Below are 13,963 nucleotides of genomic sequence, written 5' to 3'. Positions count from 1 at the left end.
CTCGCCCGGCTCCGGGCCAGCTCGGTTTCGGTGACCGATGATCCCGGATCGGCGGAAGCAAGCTGGTTGCTGATGTCTTCTGGCATGCTGGTTCGGCTCATCTTTCTGCTCCCTCTGATGCGGTTTGCGTCTCTAATAGTTGACTCAGTTGTTTGCGGGCCCGATGCAGACGCATCCTTACGGCCGTGGCGCTGGTATTGAGCAGATCGGAAACTTCCGCGGAACTGAAGCCATCCCAATACGTCAGGAGCAACACTTCGCGATCGTCGGGGCGGAGCTGACTCAGCGCCTCTTGGACCGGGGACTCAGCCGGGTGGCGCCCCTCTGAACGTTCGCGGTGCAGCGCACCGAAGAGGCTCGCGGACCGGACAGCGGACCGGCCATGATTTCGGAGCACATTCTTCGCTATCCCGAAAAGAATCATGACCGAAAGAGCGCACTCTTCTCCGGACTTTTCCCAGGCAATCCTGAAAACCTCGGCACACAGATCTTCAGCGGTTGCGGCGTTATCTGTGCGACGGCGGAAATAGCGATAAATACGGTCATGGCCGGCCGCATGCGCGGCCAAAAACCGCCTCTCACGCTCCAATTCCCCACGTTCCTTCCGGACTGTTTGCAAGCTCATACCCCGTTAATGTCCGGCAACTCCGAAAGTGTAACCGCGTTGCAAAAAATAATCCGCCTGACTGTTTACCGCTGAGAAATTGTGACCGGCATCCAATTCGGCCCGATTCACGACTGAGCGATGACGGATCTGGCCGCTGGATACGAATCATGCATAGCACCCGCCCAATTGCAGGCCATCCCAGTGGGGGGACGTCCGGGCCCGACCTACGATGCTGGGCGTGCCGCAGCATCGCGGGCGACAATGGGGACCCATCGGAGTCCCAGCGTTACGGTTGGGCATGATTGATAAGAGAAAGACCTGGCACGAAACCCACAAGGAATCCTAAACGGCGGGCCAACGGGCTGCCGACGTCATGCGGAATGGGATGGGCAGCTGGCCGTTCGTCGGCGGTTTCATCGGCTTCATGATTGTGTGGGCGATAATCAACAGCTGGGCACTGGCGAACAATGCCTGGGATCCGTATCCGTATATTCTGTTGAATCTCTTCCTCTCGATGCTGGCGGGGCTGCAGGGGGCGATTCTTCTGATCGCGGCCAAGCGGCAGGACGCGATTGCCGCAGCGATGGCCCAGCACGATCACGACACCAACCTGAAGTCCAAGGAGGAGATCGACCTGCTCATGGCAATCAACAGTCAACAGCTGGAGATCCTTCGGGAGCTGCAGATCTTTGCGGCCGCCGCGAACGTCAGGATTGATGCCGGCGCCGGCGCCTAGGATTCGCAGAGACGCCCGCGCTGAGGGCTCGTCGATCCGTGGTCATGACTTTTGGGACGCCGCCGCGGACGGTTCAAGATCGGAGAGGCTGAGCGGATGCGCAGGGGAGTCCGGGAGGGGGAAGGTGGCGGTCACCCCCAATATTGGGCCAACGTACACCAGTTCTTCGGAGGCCATGGCCGCCAGCCAGGGTTGTGATCCATCGGTTCGGTAGCGAAGAGGACGTGCTGGGAACGGGCAAGATCCCTGCTGTGGGCGACTCGGATCGGTCAGTGGCGGCGCAGCAGGTAATCAGCCACGCCATCGGGGTTTGCTAGGGCGAGGAGATGGCCGCCGGGCACGACGTCGGGCTCCACACCGAGGCGTTCGCGGGCGACCCGCCGCTGGAAATCCAGTGGAAAGAACCGGTCTGCCCCTCCGGTAATCACGCGGGTTGGGATCCTGGGCCAGTCCGTGAAGTTGCATACCGACTCGAAGACCGCGTTTGCTTCAGGGCGCTGATGCGGTTCCCCTTCCGCCGCTACTTCCGATGGAACGTCGTGCAGGAAGTAGGTGTCGGTGTCGAACTCGCTACTGTACCCGTGGGCCTTCGCCGCGCTTTGCTGCGCTGCGGCCCAGCCGGTGTTGTCCCACCATGCGCCGGGAGTTTCGCCCGGTACCGGGATCATCGCATTCACCAGGACAAGCTCTCGGACGGTAGCCCGTTCACAAACGAGCGGGGCGGTGAAGCCACCCAGCGACTGCGCAACGAGCACGACGTCGTGGCGCCCACCGATAGCTTCGAGAACCAGACCCGCGTACTCGGGCAGCCCGGCATTTTCGTCGTCGCCGGGCAACTCGACCGCCATGGCGTCGTGGCCGGCCCCCTGAAGCAAAGGAACGACTCGGCTCCAGTACCAGGCTGCGCCGCCCGCTCCCGGTATCAGCACGAACGTACTCACCGAAGCACCAGCCCAACGCCGACGGCGGGACCCCGGTTCCGTACCAGCAAGTGGTCGCCGTTGGCCCGATCTTGTTTCAACGCGGATCTCATCTCCCCATTTTCACCCCGTCCGCAAGGAAAACGGCACCCCGGCAACCGCTAACGGACCATTCGTATCTCGGGCAGTCCGTCCCAGTCAGGTGGAAGCAGTTTACGTTCCCCATCGGGATGAAACCCTTGCTTGGCATAAAAAGCTCGAGCTCGGGGGTTGGCCTCAATCACCCAAAGGTAGGCGGATGAGGCTCCGATGGCGGCCTTCAGCAGGGCGGCGCCGAGCCCCGTGCCATAGGTGCGGTTCAGCGTGTAGATGGAGTACAGCTCCAATTCCTGGGGAGGATACTCGTCACGCCCCGGACCCGCGTCGGCGAATCCCACGATTTCGTTGCTTGCGTCCAAGGCGATGATTCGCGGTTGAGTACTGTCCAGATATGGTCCGCGTCTTTCCACCCGCGCGGGGATGCTGGCGCGACGGGCAGCGAAGAACCCTGAGGGCAAGAGCGGCCCATAGCACTCCTCATGGGCCAGGGTGTGCATTCGAACCACGGCATCAGCATCGTCGGCAGAGGCCTGGCGGATCTGGTACTCCATAAGTCCAGCCTAACTTCGTGAGATGCGCCTAGGCTGACTTTCAGCGTCCGTAGTGCGGCGAACGGTATGGCGGAAGCGCCAATTTGGGTTTGACTCCGCGGCCATTTTTCGCCCTTTCCGGCGGGGGAGTGGGCGGAGAGTATAAGACGCGCCGCTAGATCCACGCCTGCGCCACCACGGCCACTGGCGTGGCATAAGCTTCCAGTATGGGACTAATAATCACACTACTTATCATTTGGCTTGTTCTTTCGATCCTTGGCTTCGCCGTGAAGGGCCTGCTTTGGTTGGCCATCATCGGCCTGGTGCTGCTGGTGGCTACGGCTGTTTGGGGCTGGATGAAGCGAAAGGCCAAGGCCTAACGCTCAACCTGAACTTCCTTAGGCGGCGGCCGGTCCCACCCAGGACCGGCCGCCGCTTTCGTGCGCCGAAGTTTTTCAGAATACGCATCCTGCCCCGTATTTACGGGTTCGCGCCGCGGTTGCCACCCGGATCTCTTCGAAGTGGTAGCTGAGTCGATCGGCGCGGACCCCTTGAATTTTCCGGTGACATTTTCGCTTGTATGACTCTTGGCCTCGTGTTTAGGTGGAATAACCGCCGCGGCACCAGCGGCCATTCAATGGGGGATGAAAGTGGATAATTCGGAGATACCGTCGATGTACAGGCGAACGCTGCGGGCCGGTTTGATATTGGGGATGATCGGAGTTGTCACGATTATCTCCGCGAACCAGCTGCAGTTGATCGCCATGGATTCAGGGGCGAGTCAGGTGCTTTTGCCCATCTTTTCGGCCATTTATCAACTCGCGGGAGTCGGTTGTCTGCCTTTTTCAGCGGCCCTAGTTTCAGCCTCGCTGGTAATGCGCCACGTGGACGCCACGAGGGCAAGCTGCCCGGGGTCCAACGAACAGCAGCCGATCAACGGCGCCGGCAGTTAGGGGGTCCCAAGCTAGTCGGCCGTGGACGCTTGTTGTCCGGGGTTAGCGTCCGCGGTCAGGTGCCGATTGCGTGTTTCGATGAGCGTCTGGAGATAGCGGGCCAGGACCAGTCTCTCGACCACTCGCCCGACCGGGCCGAATGGGGCCGCGAACTCGATCCGGTCAACCATGGTGGTTCCATGGGAATCTTCGCTGAACTCGTGAACGTGCCGGAACCGCCGGAACGGGCCCGTGACCTGCTCATCCACGAAATAGTCCGGTGCCTCCATCTGGGTGATCCGGCTCGTCATCCGGATCGGGACCCCGAAGTGCCAGGCGCGCCAGGTAACCTGTTCTCCCAATGAGATCAGGCCGGACCTGACGCCGGCGACGGCATCCTCCCGTGACCGCGTCATCGAGTCTTTGTGGGCGTCGATACTGCGTGCAAGATCAAATAACTCGGGCTTGGGCATGCTTGTCCGCGTTGTGCATTCGAAGTAGACGGCCATAGTCAGAGTATGACAGCCCGCCGATCGTGTTCCATCAACGCCATGACACCTGGGTGTGCGGTGCGATCAGATGGCGTCTGAACCCATCCCTCTGACGGGCCCGTCCCAGGACCACCGCTGGATGGGCAGGCCGTCTGGAACATCATCTGCGGAGCGGTAGTACCGGGACAGCGTGGTGGTGGTCGCCCAAGCGAAGTAGTCGTGCAGCACCTTGCGGAGACGGTTGTCGTCGGCGAGTCCGACGTCGGCCAGCGCCTGATCGAAGCAGCCGATCGCTCTACGGTCCATATCCTCGTGCGGCCCGTTGCCGCTGTGCATTCGCACCACTGATGTCTCGTCGCCGTAGGAGTCTGAGTAGGTCGGCGGACCACCTAAAGCCTCCGCCTCTACGCGGCGAGCCGCCGAGTATAGTCGGGCTGGAACCCGGGGTCACACGACCGGCTAAACGACCGCCGCCGCCCGGCTCACACTGATGCGGCCTCCCACGCGAACCCGTCCGGGTCGGTGAACGGGCCGGCGTCGCTGCCGATCGTGAGCCGGTGCGAGCCCGTGCCGTCGGGAGAGACGCCGGCGTCCTTGGCGAGGGCGCGGCGCCCGTAGAGCCCCAGCTTGACGGGACTGGACGGCATGGCGAACTCGACGTACTTGCCGAAACTCTTCCCTACGGTGAGGCCGTGGTCGACGTAGAACCGTTTGGTCGCAGCCACGTCGGTGGCCGCCACCAGGAGCACGATCTGGTCGATCTGCCGGGTGGCCGGACCGGTGTCCTTCCTCGCCGACGTCGCCACCTTCCAGATCGCTCCATCCGGAGCCTGTACGACGCCGCCGTAGCCCCACAGTGACTTTTGGACCGGCTTCAGTGTTGAGGCGCCAGCCGCCAGAGCGGTGTCGATCAGGCTGCTGACGGTGGAGGGCTGCGACACTATGAGCGACATCGTGAACCCACGGAACCCGGCCGTCGGAGCCTCCGAGGCTCGCACGCGGACTTGCGCGCCCAATCCGAAGGCGGCGGCGTAGAAGGCAGTGGCGGCTGTCGGGTCGGCTACTTCGAGGGTGACTGATTCGATGGAGGTCATGGCAGGTCCTTCCGTGAGGTGGGCAGGTCGTGTTGTTGACTTTATGCTGTGGCCCAGCGGATCGCTTCTCCGATCCTGATCGATCCGTTCCGCATGCGCCTAAACATCCGCCTCGGCCGGCGGCTACCTTCGGCCTGGATGGCCGGCGCGGGCTACGAGTTCGTGCTGGATGCCAGCACGCCCAGGCCGAGTGCAGCGATGATGCCGCTGCTGCCGCGTTCGAGCCAGCTGCTCACTCGCGGCCGCTGCAGCCAGGCCATTGCCTTCGCTGCGGCGATGGATACGGCCGCCAGATAAAGGAAACCGATAGCGCTTTCGATGGCACCAAGCACCATGGCGGTGTCCAGCGTGTTGCCGCCATGCGGAATGAATTGCGGCACGACGGCGAGGTAAAACAGGCCGACTTTGGGGTTGAGCAGTGTGGAGAGCGCACCGGCGCCGAAGCCGGTCCTTCGGCTGTAGCTCCGGCGGGGAGAGTGTCCGGTTGTTGCGGATGTAGTTGTTGTGCGGCGGGCCCGGATCAGCGACGAGATTCCCAAATACAGCAGGTACAACCCGCCTGCGATCTTTAGCCAGCGGAACACTTCGGCGGAGTCCTCCAGTACTGCGGCGAGTCCGACACCCACCAGCGCTGCCCAGACCAGGGATGCCAGCGCCGAGCCGAGTGCCGCTGCAAGGCCGGCCACTGCATTCTGCAGGGAGATCCGCAGCACCAGGAACGTATCCGGGCCCGGGGTGACGGAGAGCAGCAGGCACAGGCCCGCAAAAGCCATCAGGGTTACAGCGGTCATGCGCACCATTGTCCGGGTGCTGGCTGCCTCGTTGCAATTGCAGCGATACGCGGCCCGGTTGGCCACCGAGGCATCAGCAGGTCTCGTCACGCCTACCGAGTCGACTGATTTCGAGAGCGTCAGCGCCAGAATTCGCTGAGCTGCTCGGCAAGGGCACTGCCTTGGTTGTAACCAGCCCGAGCGGCGGGCGGACGCAGCGACAGATCCATCGCATTGGCGCCGAACATGTGGTCGGAGTTGCTATCCGGGAAGATCGTTTCGACTCTGCTGCCCCGAGCGCGTAGCTCGTCGACCTGTGCTGCAAGATGCATGCCCCATTCCAACGGCGTCCGTGTTCTGCCGCCGAATGGCGAAAGCACCAGCACCCGCCTGTATCCGGCTGCCAGATCGGCATTCTCGTTGCGTCGGTAGCCGCCGTCGATATATCGGTTGTCCCCGATCCTGTAGGCGAAGCCACTGGCACAGCTGGCGGCGACGGCATCCACGAGGTCGACTCCGCTATGGCGGTCGAAAACGACCGGTTCACCGGTATGGGCATCGACCGCCGTGACGAGCACCGTTCGTTGCGGCCAACGCTGACTGAGCAGCCGCGCGGCGACGGTCGCGCGCCACCGCGCTTGCCCGGAACCGTCCGACGCCGCATCCAAGTCGAGTGCCGCCGCGCCCATTCTGCGGCGCATGTCAGCCGCATCCTCAGCGGCGGCGATGATCTTGCTCGTTCTCTCCATGTGGTCCGCCACCGGCGTGACCGCAACGCGTCCACCGTCGGATCCGACCGGACCGGTCCGTTGCTGGGGCGCCGCGGCAAGGATGGCGGCAAGCAGTTCGGTCGGGGTCGCGCCAGCTATCTGGGCCGCGGCCGTCGATCCGGCCGACGTCCCGATGACCAGATCAGCCTCGGTCACATCCAGCCCGGCATCGAACAGGCCGGCGATGACGCCTATCAGCCACGCGTTGCCTGTCGATCCGCCGCCACCGAGGACCAACGCTCGCTCGCCCGTGGCGCGCACCCGCTTTGTGGCGTCGACCTGCGGCTGATCCTGGTCGGACCTCGGCCGGTCGGAGGCCGTCGTCGAGGTGACGTGCAGAGCTGAAGAAGGTGTTGTGTTCATGGGAGTCGCCTTTCGCGAATTGCCTGGCGGGCGCTCCCGGTTGCGACTACTTCAGTCGCGCGATCGTGGACTGCAGGGGAGCACCCATTGCGGATACTGCGTTCATGGGTCTCACCTCCTGCCGATGGATCACGATCACGGGTATGATCGCACAGTAGCGACACGGTGCGCAATCGGCATCAAGCCGGTTGCCGTGCGCCTGTCGAACGCGCCGCCGACCGCTACGCCCTCAGGGCCCCGGTGTCGTTGGTGGCCGGTGGTCAGTGGTGGGCGGATCCAACGAAGTTCAGGGCCTCACGGGCCAGGGCCAGCCAGGACTCCTCATCGTCGCCCGTGACGGTGAGCCACTCCTTCATCGGGCGGCCCTTTCCGGGATCGAAGGGCGTGCCGGCTCCGGCCCTGATCAGCGTTTCGACCCGGTCGCGTGGCAGCTTCAGGACCAGCTTGCCGCCGGAGATCATTGCGAAAATCGAGTCGTTGACCTTCAGTGCGGAAGACCCGAACCCGCGCCGTCCCGGTTCCCCCGGTATGCTCACGCCCGGGCTGGCGGCGAGTTCCTCCACCAGCGCTTTGAAACGCTCCTCGGGCAGCATGGGATCATCCTCCCTCCCCGGGGGTGACGGAACAACCCCTCAATGCAGAGGGGGCAGCCGCACCAGGCCAGGCTGTCAAATGTCCGTCCGGGCGAGCTTCAGTCAAGCAGACATCCAATATCCACCAGCTATACGTTCGTTTAGGTGACAAAAGACCGTCAAGCCTTTGGGGCGGACATCTGTGAATCGCAACGATATATGGGGCTTTTTTGGCAGTGCTATCTGTCGGTTTATGGACGAGAACGACGAAATAGGCCGGAATTGTCAAGAAACGCCGACTCGATGTCAGACGCAGCGGTATTGGTAGGCTGAGGCCAATATTGTCTTCGGCGCAAACACGGCCACGTCCTGGAGCGGGGGAGTGCCTGCTCGAAGAATTTCGTTGACTGGCCGACAGGGACTATTGATGTTTGGGTTGCGTCGGTGACGGGCTTGGTCCGGTGGGGTCGAGCCTATTTCGCCATGCAGGCGATTGCCGGCTTCTGCTGGTGGGCTGCGGTTTTCGTGTCGCCCGCGGTGTGCGAAGCGACCCTCGGCAATCTCGACCCGGTCGCGGTCGCTGGCTTCGACATTCCACTGTTCGTCATGGCCTCGGCCGTGGCGGCATTTGGTGTTAGAGCTGCCGCGGTAGTGAGTGCCGGCTGGACCGGCGTCGTCGCCGTCGCACTGGCGGTGTACGCCACGATCACAACCGAAGCGGGCTGGGGCGTGCTCAGCATGGGTGCTGCTACAGCCGGTTCGTTGATTGCGCTCTGCTTCGTCTTGCTAGGGCGCGTTCCGACGGCGTGGATCACCCGCGGTCCGTTCGCATTCCGTCCGGCCATCAACCGCCCGACCCCTGCAACTCACGTGGCTTCAACATTCGGGCAAATTGTCTTCTTCTGGGGGTTCTTCCTGGTGGTAATTCCTTTTGCCATAACAGTTGTCGAACAGCGCTGGGCGGTAGCGCTCCCGTTTCCATCGTGTGCAGGTCCTGTCGGAGTCGTGGTTCTCGTACTCGCCAGCGGTCTTGGCATCTGGTCGGCAGTGGTGATGTCGACTCTGGGAGACGGCACGCCGTTACCAGCGGCGATGCCCAACCGCCTGGTCATCGCAGGTCCGTATCGCTGGATTCGTAATCCGATGGCCCTCGCGGGCATTGTCCAGGGCGCCGCGGTCGGCCTCATCGTGCAGTCATGGCTTGTGATCGCTTACGCGGTTGTGGGCTCGCTGGTGTGGAACTACGCCGTCAGGCCGCACGAGGAATCTGACCTCGAGGTGCCGTTCGGTGAAAAGTTTCAGCAATATCGCGACACAGTGCGCTGCTGGATCCCTCAAATAGCGAAGCCGCAGCGCTCTCGGAGATGATGACTGTTTCGTTTTCAGGAGACCGCGGTTCAAGCTCGCCCGGACTCTCGTCATTGGGAGAGTCACCCGCAGAATCTTCGACTAACGAAATTGCGCAAAGACGCGGATGGGTTCCGGGCTGAAGTTGGACCCCTCGGTGAAACCCATCGCTTCATAGAAAGCGCGTTGCCCTGGTTCATCGTCAGTTATGAGCACGGTCTGTCGGACATGCTGGTATCTCTCAAGGACATGTGTCAGTAGAGCCCGGCCTACTCCTTCTTTCTGGAATGCCGGCTTCACCAGAATGTCCTGCAAGAAGCAGATAGTCGCATCGTCGGAGACTACCCGTGCGATACCAATAAGCTCGCCATCGTTCCGAGCCGTGACGACGAACGAGGAGCTTCGGATCGCTCTGATGAGCAGCTCCGGGTCACGGGTATAGGCGGACCAGCTCACAGACTCGTACAAGGACAGAACTTCGGCATCGGAAAACTCGCTGGAAGTGAAGATGCTGAACCCGGACATCGGTCTAGTGTCGCATGGCTGCACATCAATACCGCGCACACTGCGCCTGCCGGGACGATCGATGCTCCGGGCGGCCTCGATAGGCGGCCATGGGCGCGCCTTTCGCCAAGTCGCAGGAGGCAAGATCAGTACGACGACTAGGCTTGGAGGCTGGGTTCCCCGCCCCGATAGCGGTGGCGCAACCGGAACGCGACCGCGAAAATCCAGGCCATGACCGTGACCAGGATGACGCGTTGCACCAGGCCCTTCCACTCGAAGAGCCCGCTCCCGGGCTGCTGGCTGAGCTTGAGCAGGCCAACCCCGAGAGTCAGGACAACGCCGGCGGCCAGTGTCCAGCCCGCCATCGGGCGCCAGGCCCGGTCGCTGCGGAAGCGCCGGTAGAAAACGAAACAACTGACGGGCGCTAGCGTGAAGAAGAGCGCCCCGAAGATTCCATGCACGAGACCATGCGCACTGGCCTGGTCGAACATCGCCGACGGGTCGGTGGCGAACACCCCGGACACCATCAGGCTGACCCCCATGCACTGCACAAGCACCGGCCCGGCCCGGGAAGCCGCCCCGGTGCTGAAGTGAGCCGCGAGGCCGCGACCGAACACCAGCACCAAGGCACCGGTCAGCACGAAGTTCAGCATCTGTACCCAACCGTAGGGGCCAAGGGACAGCTCGCTGACGAACATGCGCGTCGGGGAGTAACCAGGGCACAGCCACCCGTAAACGGTGAAAACGGAGACAAAAAGGACCGACCCCACCATCCCCGCCACAGCGGCCAGTCCGACGCGCCGACGTACGGCCGCTGCGTGGCCGGGGACAGAACTCGAGATCACAAGCTGAAGCTTAGTGCGTCAACGCCTCATTGCCCTGCCGGCCATGACGGTCCGTCTAGTCGCCGGCGGCGTCGCGGCCGCGACGCACGATCAGCCGGTCGGGGCCGTGGACCACTGACGTGTCCTTGTCCTCGTAGTCGAACTGATTGAGGAAGTAGCGCATGGCGTTGATCCGTCCCCGCTTCTTGTCGTTAAATTTGATGGTGATCCACGGCGCATGGTCCGTGTCCGTCCGCAGGAACGTCTCCTCCTTGGCTGCTGTGTACTCCTCCCACCGGTCCAGGGAGGCGAGATCTATGGGTGAGAGCTTCCAGCGCCGCACCGGGTCTATCTGCCGGATCGCAAAGCGGGTTCGCTGCTCGTGGCGCGTCACCGAGAACCAGAACTTGGTCAGGTGGATCCCGGAGTCCACCAGCATCCTCTCGAAGAGCGGCGCCTGAACCATGAACGTGTCGAACTCCTGTTCCGTGCAGAAGCCCATGACCCGCTCCACATTCGCCCGGTTATACCAGGAGCGGTCGAACATCACGATCTCCCCGGCCGTGGGCAGATGCTGGATGTAGCGCTGGAAATACCACTGGCCAAGTTCACGGTCGGAGGGTTTGCTCAATGCCACGGCCCGGGCCGAGCGCGGATTCAGGTGCTCAGTGAACCGCTTGATCGTCCCGCCCTTGCCAGCCGCGTCCCGGCCCTCGAACACGATCACGTGCCTCAGCTCCTGGTCCTGGCCCCAGTACTGGAACTTCAGCAGTTCAACTTGCAGCTGGTATTTCTCCAGCTCGTACTCCTCACGGGACATCCGCTCGTCGTAGGGGTAGCCTTCCCGCCACGTCTGCACGGCCGAACCGCCGGGGTGGATCAGTTCCGGATCCTCGCCTTGCCCCCCGCGCACCGTGTACCCCATCTCCACCAGATGGTCGATGGCCTCCCGGAGGTTTTCCCGGAGCCACCCCTGATCCTCGGGTGTCCACGTTCTGTCAGCCTGCGTCATCCCCGGCCTCCTTCGGGCCACGCTGAACCGTCGCCGGCCTTCCATAGCGCTGGCCGCGTTCGATGCTCAACTGAGTTCATAGAATGCGACCAGCCTAAGCCGACAGGTGGAACTCACGATAGGGATTGGCTGAGGATCCGGTCAGAGTGATCCTCCTGCAGCTTCCGGCGTGCCGGAGTCGTGGTTCCCTCCGGCCTGACCGGTGTGATGCCCGCCGGGTCCGCGGTGCCCGCCGACACCTCCTTGTTCTCCGACGCGCTCACGGGCCAGGAAGTTTTCGATGTCGAAGAGGTTGTCCGCCCGCCGGGCAATGTTCACCAGGGTAGTCATCGAAGCGACCTCTTCGACCTGCTCCTTGAGGAACCACAGCATGAATTGCTCGCCCAGAGCGTCGTTTTCAGCCCTGGCTGCGGCGAAGATTGCCTTGATGTTCTCGGTGACTTCCTGTTCCTGCGCGAGGGCAAGGGCGAGGGGTTCCTCGACGTTCGCGAAGTCGTTGCGGACCGGATCAATGCCGGGGATGGTGATCTTGAGTCCGCGGTCCAGGATGTAGCGGACCATCATCATGGCGTGGTTGCGTTCTTCCAGTGACTGGCGGTAGAAGTGTTTGGCCAGTTGGGGAAGGTCCTGCCCGTCGAACCACGCGGCCACGGCGACATATTGGTGGGAGGCGGCGAATTCGTTGCCAACCTGGCGGGTCAGCAGCTCGGTAAATTTCGCGGATTCCATCGGGATCTCCTTACGTGGTTTGGTGTGGGCAACTGCGGGCAGGGCCGGCCAGGGAGGGCCGGTTCTCGATTAGCAGGCTCTTGCTTCGAGCGTCCCCGATGCGTGCTGGCCGGTCAATACCCGGCCATTCCTGTTCGCGGCGGCTAGTCCACAAACAAGAACGACGGCGCCCGCCACCTCTTGCTAGGTGGCGGGCGCCGTCGTCTGGAAGCCGAGGCAAGTCCTAGCTTCGTTCGTGGATCCAAGCGAGAATAACTGTCCGGAGAGCCGATTTTTTGGCCTCAAAATCGGCGCCGTCGACGAACCGGGCGACACGGGACACTTCGCCGTCGCCTTCCAGAAGCCCGTCCTCATCCTGGATGGACGCCCCTTGGTGGAACATCAAGGTGACGTTTTTCTTGGCCTTGGGGAAGAAGGACGCGATGTTCCCCTTGTACATGAAGGTTGGCGCTTGCCATTTGATGGCTTCCTTCACTGCCGGGTCACAGTCAAGAATGAACGCCCTGATTTTCGCGACCAGCTCGCGTTGCGGGTTGTCATAGTTCTCTAGCCACAGATCCACATCGGGATTCCGGTTTTCCATAGCTGCCAACCTACGCGGCCGCCTTCCCTATGCGGATTCGAGGACGTTTTTGAGCTTGGTCAGTTGCGCGACTTCGGCATTCATGGTGCGGACAATCACCGGACCCACGAGTTTCATGAGCCCCTTGGGCTGCAGATCCAAGGTGAACAGAACAGTCGTTCCGCCCGGGGCTTCACTGAGCCGGTAGGCACCGGCCGGGCGGGCAGGGCCGGCCACGACCTGGAAGCCCAGATGCTTTCCGGGGTCCGCGGCCGTGATTTCGTAGTCCCCGACGATGGGCCGGCCGCCGGGACCCGTGAGAGTCTGGCTGTACACGGCACCGAGGTCACCGGGCTTTCCACTTTTCAGTGTGATGTCCTGAACGCCCGAGCGCCATGCCGGGTTGTTCAGCCCATCGGCGAGGAACGCGTAGACGTCCTCCGGTGAACGGTTAATCGTGGTCTCGTTCTCGGCGTGAGCCATGTATACCCCTACTGGTTCTTCGTCAGGCGGATTCCCGGCCGGTCGATCGATGTTGTCCATACTGTACGTCGTGCGGTCCGCCGTGCCGGCACCTAGCGGATTGCCTCTTCCCGTTCCTCAGGCATGGGGCTCAGGGTCAAACTGGTGGTGTGGAGGAGGGTGCCGAGTAGAGATCGGGCGGCCGCGAGCAGAACGCTCACCTCAGGGCTGGCCAGTTCATAGAACAGCCGCCCTTCGCGTCGTGAGGGGACAATCAGGCGCTGGCGGCGGAGCAGGCTCAAATGCTGGGAGAGGTTCGAAGGCTCCAGGCCGGTGATGTCGCGCAGTCTGCTCACGGCAACTGGCCCGTCTGCGAGCATTTCCAGCAGTTGGATTCGCGCAGGGTGGCCCATGGACTTGAAAAGTTCGGCCTTCACGTCGGTCAGGACCAGGCTTGCGGGAAGATCATCCGGCATCGGGACCTCCCTCCTTCACATTCAAATATTCTGAGCCGCGCGTCTGTGCAGAACCCGCCGACAGGAAAACTAACACGTGCGAGACAGAAAAGTCTGTCTCGCAGTTTCCCGCGATTGGTCAGCGTGCACATACATCGTAGCCCCGGACCGCTGCCGTGTCCCG

At 62.6% G+C, this 13,963-nt stretch carries 20 protein-coding genes; 4 read left to right on the top strand and 16 right to left on the bottom strand.

All coding sequences use genetic code 11. The features are described from left to right. Window positions 1–97: 97 nt before the first annotated feature. Window positions 98–625 carry an RNA polymerase sigma factor gene (locus BLS42_RS10775; RefSeq protein WP_090580746.1) on the bottom strand — a complete coding sequence of 176 codons (528 nt, stop codon included), beginning with the start codon at window positions 623–625 and terminating at the stop codon, window positions 98–100. A gap of 367 nt (window positions 626–992) precedes the next feature. On the opposite strand from BLS42_RS10775, the gene BLS42_RS10770 reads away from it, so the two are divergent. Then, window positions 993–1,343: a DUF1003 domain-containing protein gene (locus BLS42_RS10770; RefSeq protein WP_176803350.1), complete on the top strand. Its 351-nt coding sequence runs from the start codon at window positions 993–995 to the stop codon at window positions 1,341–1,343. Window positions 1,344–1,612: 269 nt separating this feature from the next. Here BLS42_RS10770 and BLS42_RS10760 read toward each other — a convergent pair whose 3' ends face one another. Further along, on the bottom strand, window positions 1,613–2,284 hold the full coding sequence (locus BLS42_RS10760) for an alpha/beta fold hydrolase (RefSeq protein WP_090580743.1): 672 nt from the start codon (window positions 2,282–2,284) through the stop codon (window positions 1,613–1,615). A gap of 140 nt (window positions 2,285–2,424) precedes the next feature. Next, entirely contained in the window at window positions 2,425–2,913 is a 489-nt protein-coding gene (locus tag BLS42_RS10755; protein ID WP_090580740.1) for a GNAT family N-acetyltransferase, read from the bottom strand. A gap of 206 nt (window positions 2,914–3,119) precedes the next feature. Between BLS42_RS10755 and BLS42_RS19980 the strand changes: the two genes are divergently transcribed. Both BLS42_RS19980 and BLS42_RS10750 read left to right on the top strand, forming a co-directional pair. After that, the gene (locus BLS42_RS19980; RefSeq protein WP_143019181.1) at window positions 3,120–3,272 is read left to right on the top strand and encodes an LPXTG cell wall anchor domain-containing protein; all 153 of its coding nucleotides are present in this window, start codon (window positions 3,120–3,122) and stop codon (window positions 3,270–3,272) included. Between the two features lie 270 nt (window positions 3,273–3,542). Continuing rightward, the gene (locus tag BLS42_RS10750) at window positions 3,543–3,845 is read left to right on the top strand and encodes a hypothetical protein (protein ID WP_143019180.1); all 303 of its coding nucleotides are present in this window, start codon (window positions 3,543–3,545) and stop codon (window positions 3,843–3,845) included. Between the two features lie 11 nt (window positions 3,846–3,856). On the opposite strand, the gene BLS42_RS10745 is transcribed toward BLS42_RS10750, so the two are convergent. The 6 genes from BLS42_RS10745 to BLS42_RS10720 form a co-directional block, all read right to left on the bottom strand. Next, entirely contained in the window at window positions 3,857–4,240 is a 384-nt protein-coding gene (locus BLS42_RS10745) for an SRPBCC family protein (RefSeq protein ID WP_371129554.1), read from the bottom strand. A 159-nt stretch (window positions 4,241–4,399) separates the two neighbouring features. Then, entirely contained in the window at window positions 4,400–4,657 is a 258-nt protein-coding gene (locus tag BLS42_RS10740; protein WP_218122099.1) for a globin family protein, read from the bottom strand. A gap of 140 nt (window positions 4,658–4,797) precedes the next feature. Beyond that, window positions 4,798–5,409, bottom strand: a complete 612-nt coding sequence (locus BLS42_RS10735; protein WP_090580727.1) for a VOC family protein — start codon at window positions 5,407–5,409, stop codon at window positions 4,798–4,800. Between the two features lie 152 nt (window positions 5,410–5,561). After that, complete coding sequence (locus BLS42_RS10730) at window positions 5,562–6,200, bottom strand: LysE family translocator (protein WP_090580724.1); 639 nt, start codon at window positions 6,198–6,200, stop codon at window positions 5,562–5,564. 119 nt (window positions 6,201–6,319) lie between these two features. Continuing rightward, window positions 6,320–7,312: a patatin-like phospholipase family protein gene (locus BLS42_RS10725; protein WP_090580721.1), complete on the bottom strand. Its 993-nt coding sequence runs from the start codon at window positions 7,310–7,312 to the stop codon at window positions 6,320–6,322. A 260-nt stretch (window positions 7,313–7,572) separates the two neighbouring features. Continuing rightward, window positions 7,573–7,905 (bottom strand): TfoX/Sxy family protein, encoded by a 333-nt coding sequence (locus tag BLS42_RS10720; protein WP_090580718.1) that lies wholly within the window; start codon window positions 7,903–7,905, stop codon window positions 7,573–7,575. Between the two features lie 462 nt (window positions 7,906–8,367). Here BLS42_RS10720 and BLS42_RS10715 point away from each other — a divergent pair, with 462 nt between their 5' ends. Beyond that, window positions 8,368–9,252: a methyltransferase family protein gene (locus BLS42_RS10715; protein WP_090581172.1), complete on the top strand. Its 885-nt coding sequence runs from the start codon at window positions 8,368–8,370 to the stop codon at window positions 9,250–9,252. A gap of 81 nt (window positions 9,253–9,333) precedes the next feature. Here the strand turns inward: BLS42_RS10715 and BLS42_RS10710 are convergent, their stop codons facing one another. The 7 genes from BLS42_RS10710 to BLS42_RS10680 all read right to left on the bottom strand — a co-directional run bounded on the left by BLS42_RS10710 (window position 9,334) and on the right by BLS42_RS10680 (window position 13,800). Beyond that, window positions 9,334–9,756, bottom strand: a complete 423-nt coding sequence (locus BLS42_RS10710) for a GNAT family N-acetyltransferase (RefSeq protein WP_090580715.1) — start codon at window positions 9,754–9,756, stop codon at window positions 9,334–9,336. 137 nt (window positions 9,757–9,893) lie between these two features. After that, complete coding sequence (locus BLS42_RS10705; RefSeq protein ID WP_143019179.1) at window positions 9,894–10,580, bottom strand: DUF998 domain-containing protein; 687 nt, start codon at window positions 10,578–10,580, stop codon at window positions 9,894–9,896. A gap of 55 nt (window positions 10,581–10,635) precedes the next feature. Further along, window positions 10,636–11,571: a polyphosphate kinase 2 gene (gene ppk2, locus BLS42_RS10700; protein ID WP_090580710.1), complete on the bottom strand. Its 936-nt coding sequence runs from the start codon at window positions 11,569–11,571 to the stop codon at window positions 10,636–10,638. 141 nt (window positions 11,572–11,712) lie between these two features. Further along, window positions 11,713–12,300, bottom strand: coding sequence for a ferritin (locus tag BLS42_RS10695; protein WP_090580707.1), 588 nt, complete (start codon window positions 12,298–12,300; stop codon window positions 11,713–11,715). Window positions 12,301–12,523: 223 nt separating this feature from the next. Next, window positions 12,524–12,883, bottom strand: a complete 360-nt coding sequence (locus tag BLS42_RS10690) for a DUF1801 domain-containing protein (protein WP_090580704.1) — start codon at window positions 12,881–12,883, stop codon at window positions 12,524–12,526. Window positions 12,884–12,910: 27 nt separating this feature from the next. Next, the gene (locus tag BLS42_RS10685) at window positions 12,911–13,345 is read right to left on the bottom strand and encodes an SRPBCC family protein (RefSeq protein WP_090580700.1); all 435 of its coding nucleotides are present in this window, start codon (window positions 13,343–13,345) and stop codon (window positions 12,911–12,913) included. A gap of 92 nt (window positions 13,346–13,437) precedes the next feature. Next, window positions 13,438–13,800, bottom strand: a complete 363-nt coding sequence (locus tag BLS42_RS10680) for an ArsR/SmtB family transcription factor (protein WP_090580697.1) — start codon at window positions 13,798–13,800, stop codon at window positions 13,438–13,440. Window positions 13,801–13,963: the final 163 nt, after the last annotated feature.

Source organism: Arthrobacter sp. ov407 (assembly GCF_900102895.1).
Lineage (GTDB): Bacteria > Actinomycetota > Actinomycetes > Actinomycetales > Micrococcaceae > Arthrobacter.
This window is presented reverse-complemented; position numbering and strand designations above follow the sequence as displayed.

Excerpts from the sequence above, each read along its gene's own strand:
- BLS42_RS10775 (WP_090580746.1), bottom strand. The coding sequence starts at position 625 with ATGAGCTTGCAAACAGTCCGGAAGGAACGTGGGGAATTGGAGCGTGAG.
- BLS42_RS10770 (WP_176803350.1), top strand. The coding sequence starts at position 993 with ATGGGCAGCTGGCCGTTCGTCGGCGGTTTCATCGGCTTCATGATTGTG.
- BLS42_RS10755 (WP_090580740.1), bottom strand. The coding sequence starts at position 2,913 with ATGGAGTACCAGATCCGCCAGGCCTCTGCCGACGATGCTGATGCCGTG.
- BLS42_RS19980 (WP_143019181.1), top strand. The coding sequence starts at position 3,120 with ATGGGACTAATAATCACACTACTTATCATTTGGCTTGTTCTTTCGATC.
- BLS42_RS10745 (WP_371129554.1), bottom strand. The coding sequence starts at position 4,240 with ATGACGCGGTCACGGGAGGATGCCGTCGCCGGCGTCAGGTCCGGCCTG.
- BLS42_RS10735 (WP_090580727.1), bottom strand. The coding sequence starts at position 5,409 with ATGACCTCCATCGAATCAGTCACCCTCGAAGTAGCCGACCCGACAGCC.
- BLS42_RS10730 (WP_090580724.1), bottom strand. The coding sequence starts at position 6,200 with ATGACCGCTGTAACCCTGATGGCTTTTGCGGGCCTGTGCCTGCTGCTC.
- BLS42_RS10725 (WP_090580721.1), bottom strand. The coding sequence starts at position 7,312 with ATGAACACAACACCTTCTTCAGCTCTGCACGTCACCTCGACGACGGCC.
- BLS42_RS10720 (WP_090580718.1), bottom strand. The coding sequence starts at position 7,905 with ATGCTGCCCGAGGAGCGTTTCAAAGCGCTGGTGGAGGAACTCGCCGCC.
- BLS42_RS10715 (WP_090581172.1), top strand. The coding sequence starts at position 8,368 with ATGCAGGCGATTGCCGGCTTCTGCTGGTGGGCTGCGGTTTTCGTGTCG.
- BLS42_RS10710 (WP_090580715.1), bottom strand. The coding sequence starts at position 9,756 with ATGTCCGGGTTCAGCATCTTCACTTCCAGCGAGTTTTCCGATGCCGAA.
- ppk2 (WP_090580710.1), bottom strand. The coding sequence starts at position 11,571 with ATGACGCAGGCTGACAGAACGTGGACACCCGAGGATCAGGGGTGGCTC.
- BLS42_RS10695 (WP_090580707.1), bottom strand. The coding sequence starts at position 12,300 with ATGGAATCCGCGAAATTTACCGAGCTGCTGACCCGCCAGGTTGGCAAC.
- BLS42_RS10690 (WP_090580704.1), bottom strand. The coding sequence starts at position 12,883 with ATGGAAAACCGGAATCCCGATGTGGATCTGTGGCTAGAGAACTATGAC.
- BLS42_RS10685 (WP_090580700.1), bottom strand. The coding sequence starts at position 13,345 with ATGGCTCACGCCGAGAACGAGACCACGATTAACCGTTCACCGGAGGAC.
- BLS42_RS10680 (WP_090580697.1), bottom strand. The coding sequence starts at position 13,800 with ATGCCGGATGATCTTCCCGCAAGCCTGGTCCTGACCGACGTGAAGGCC.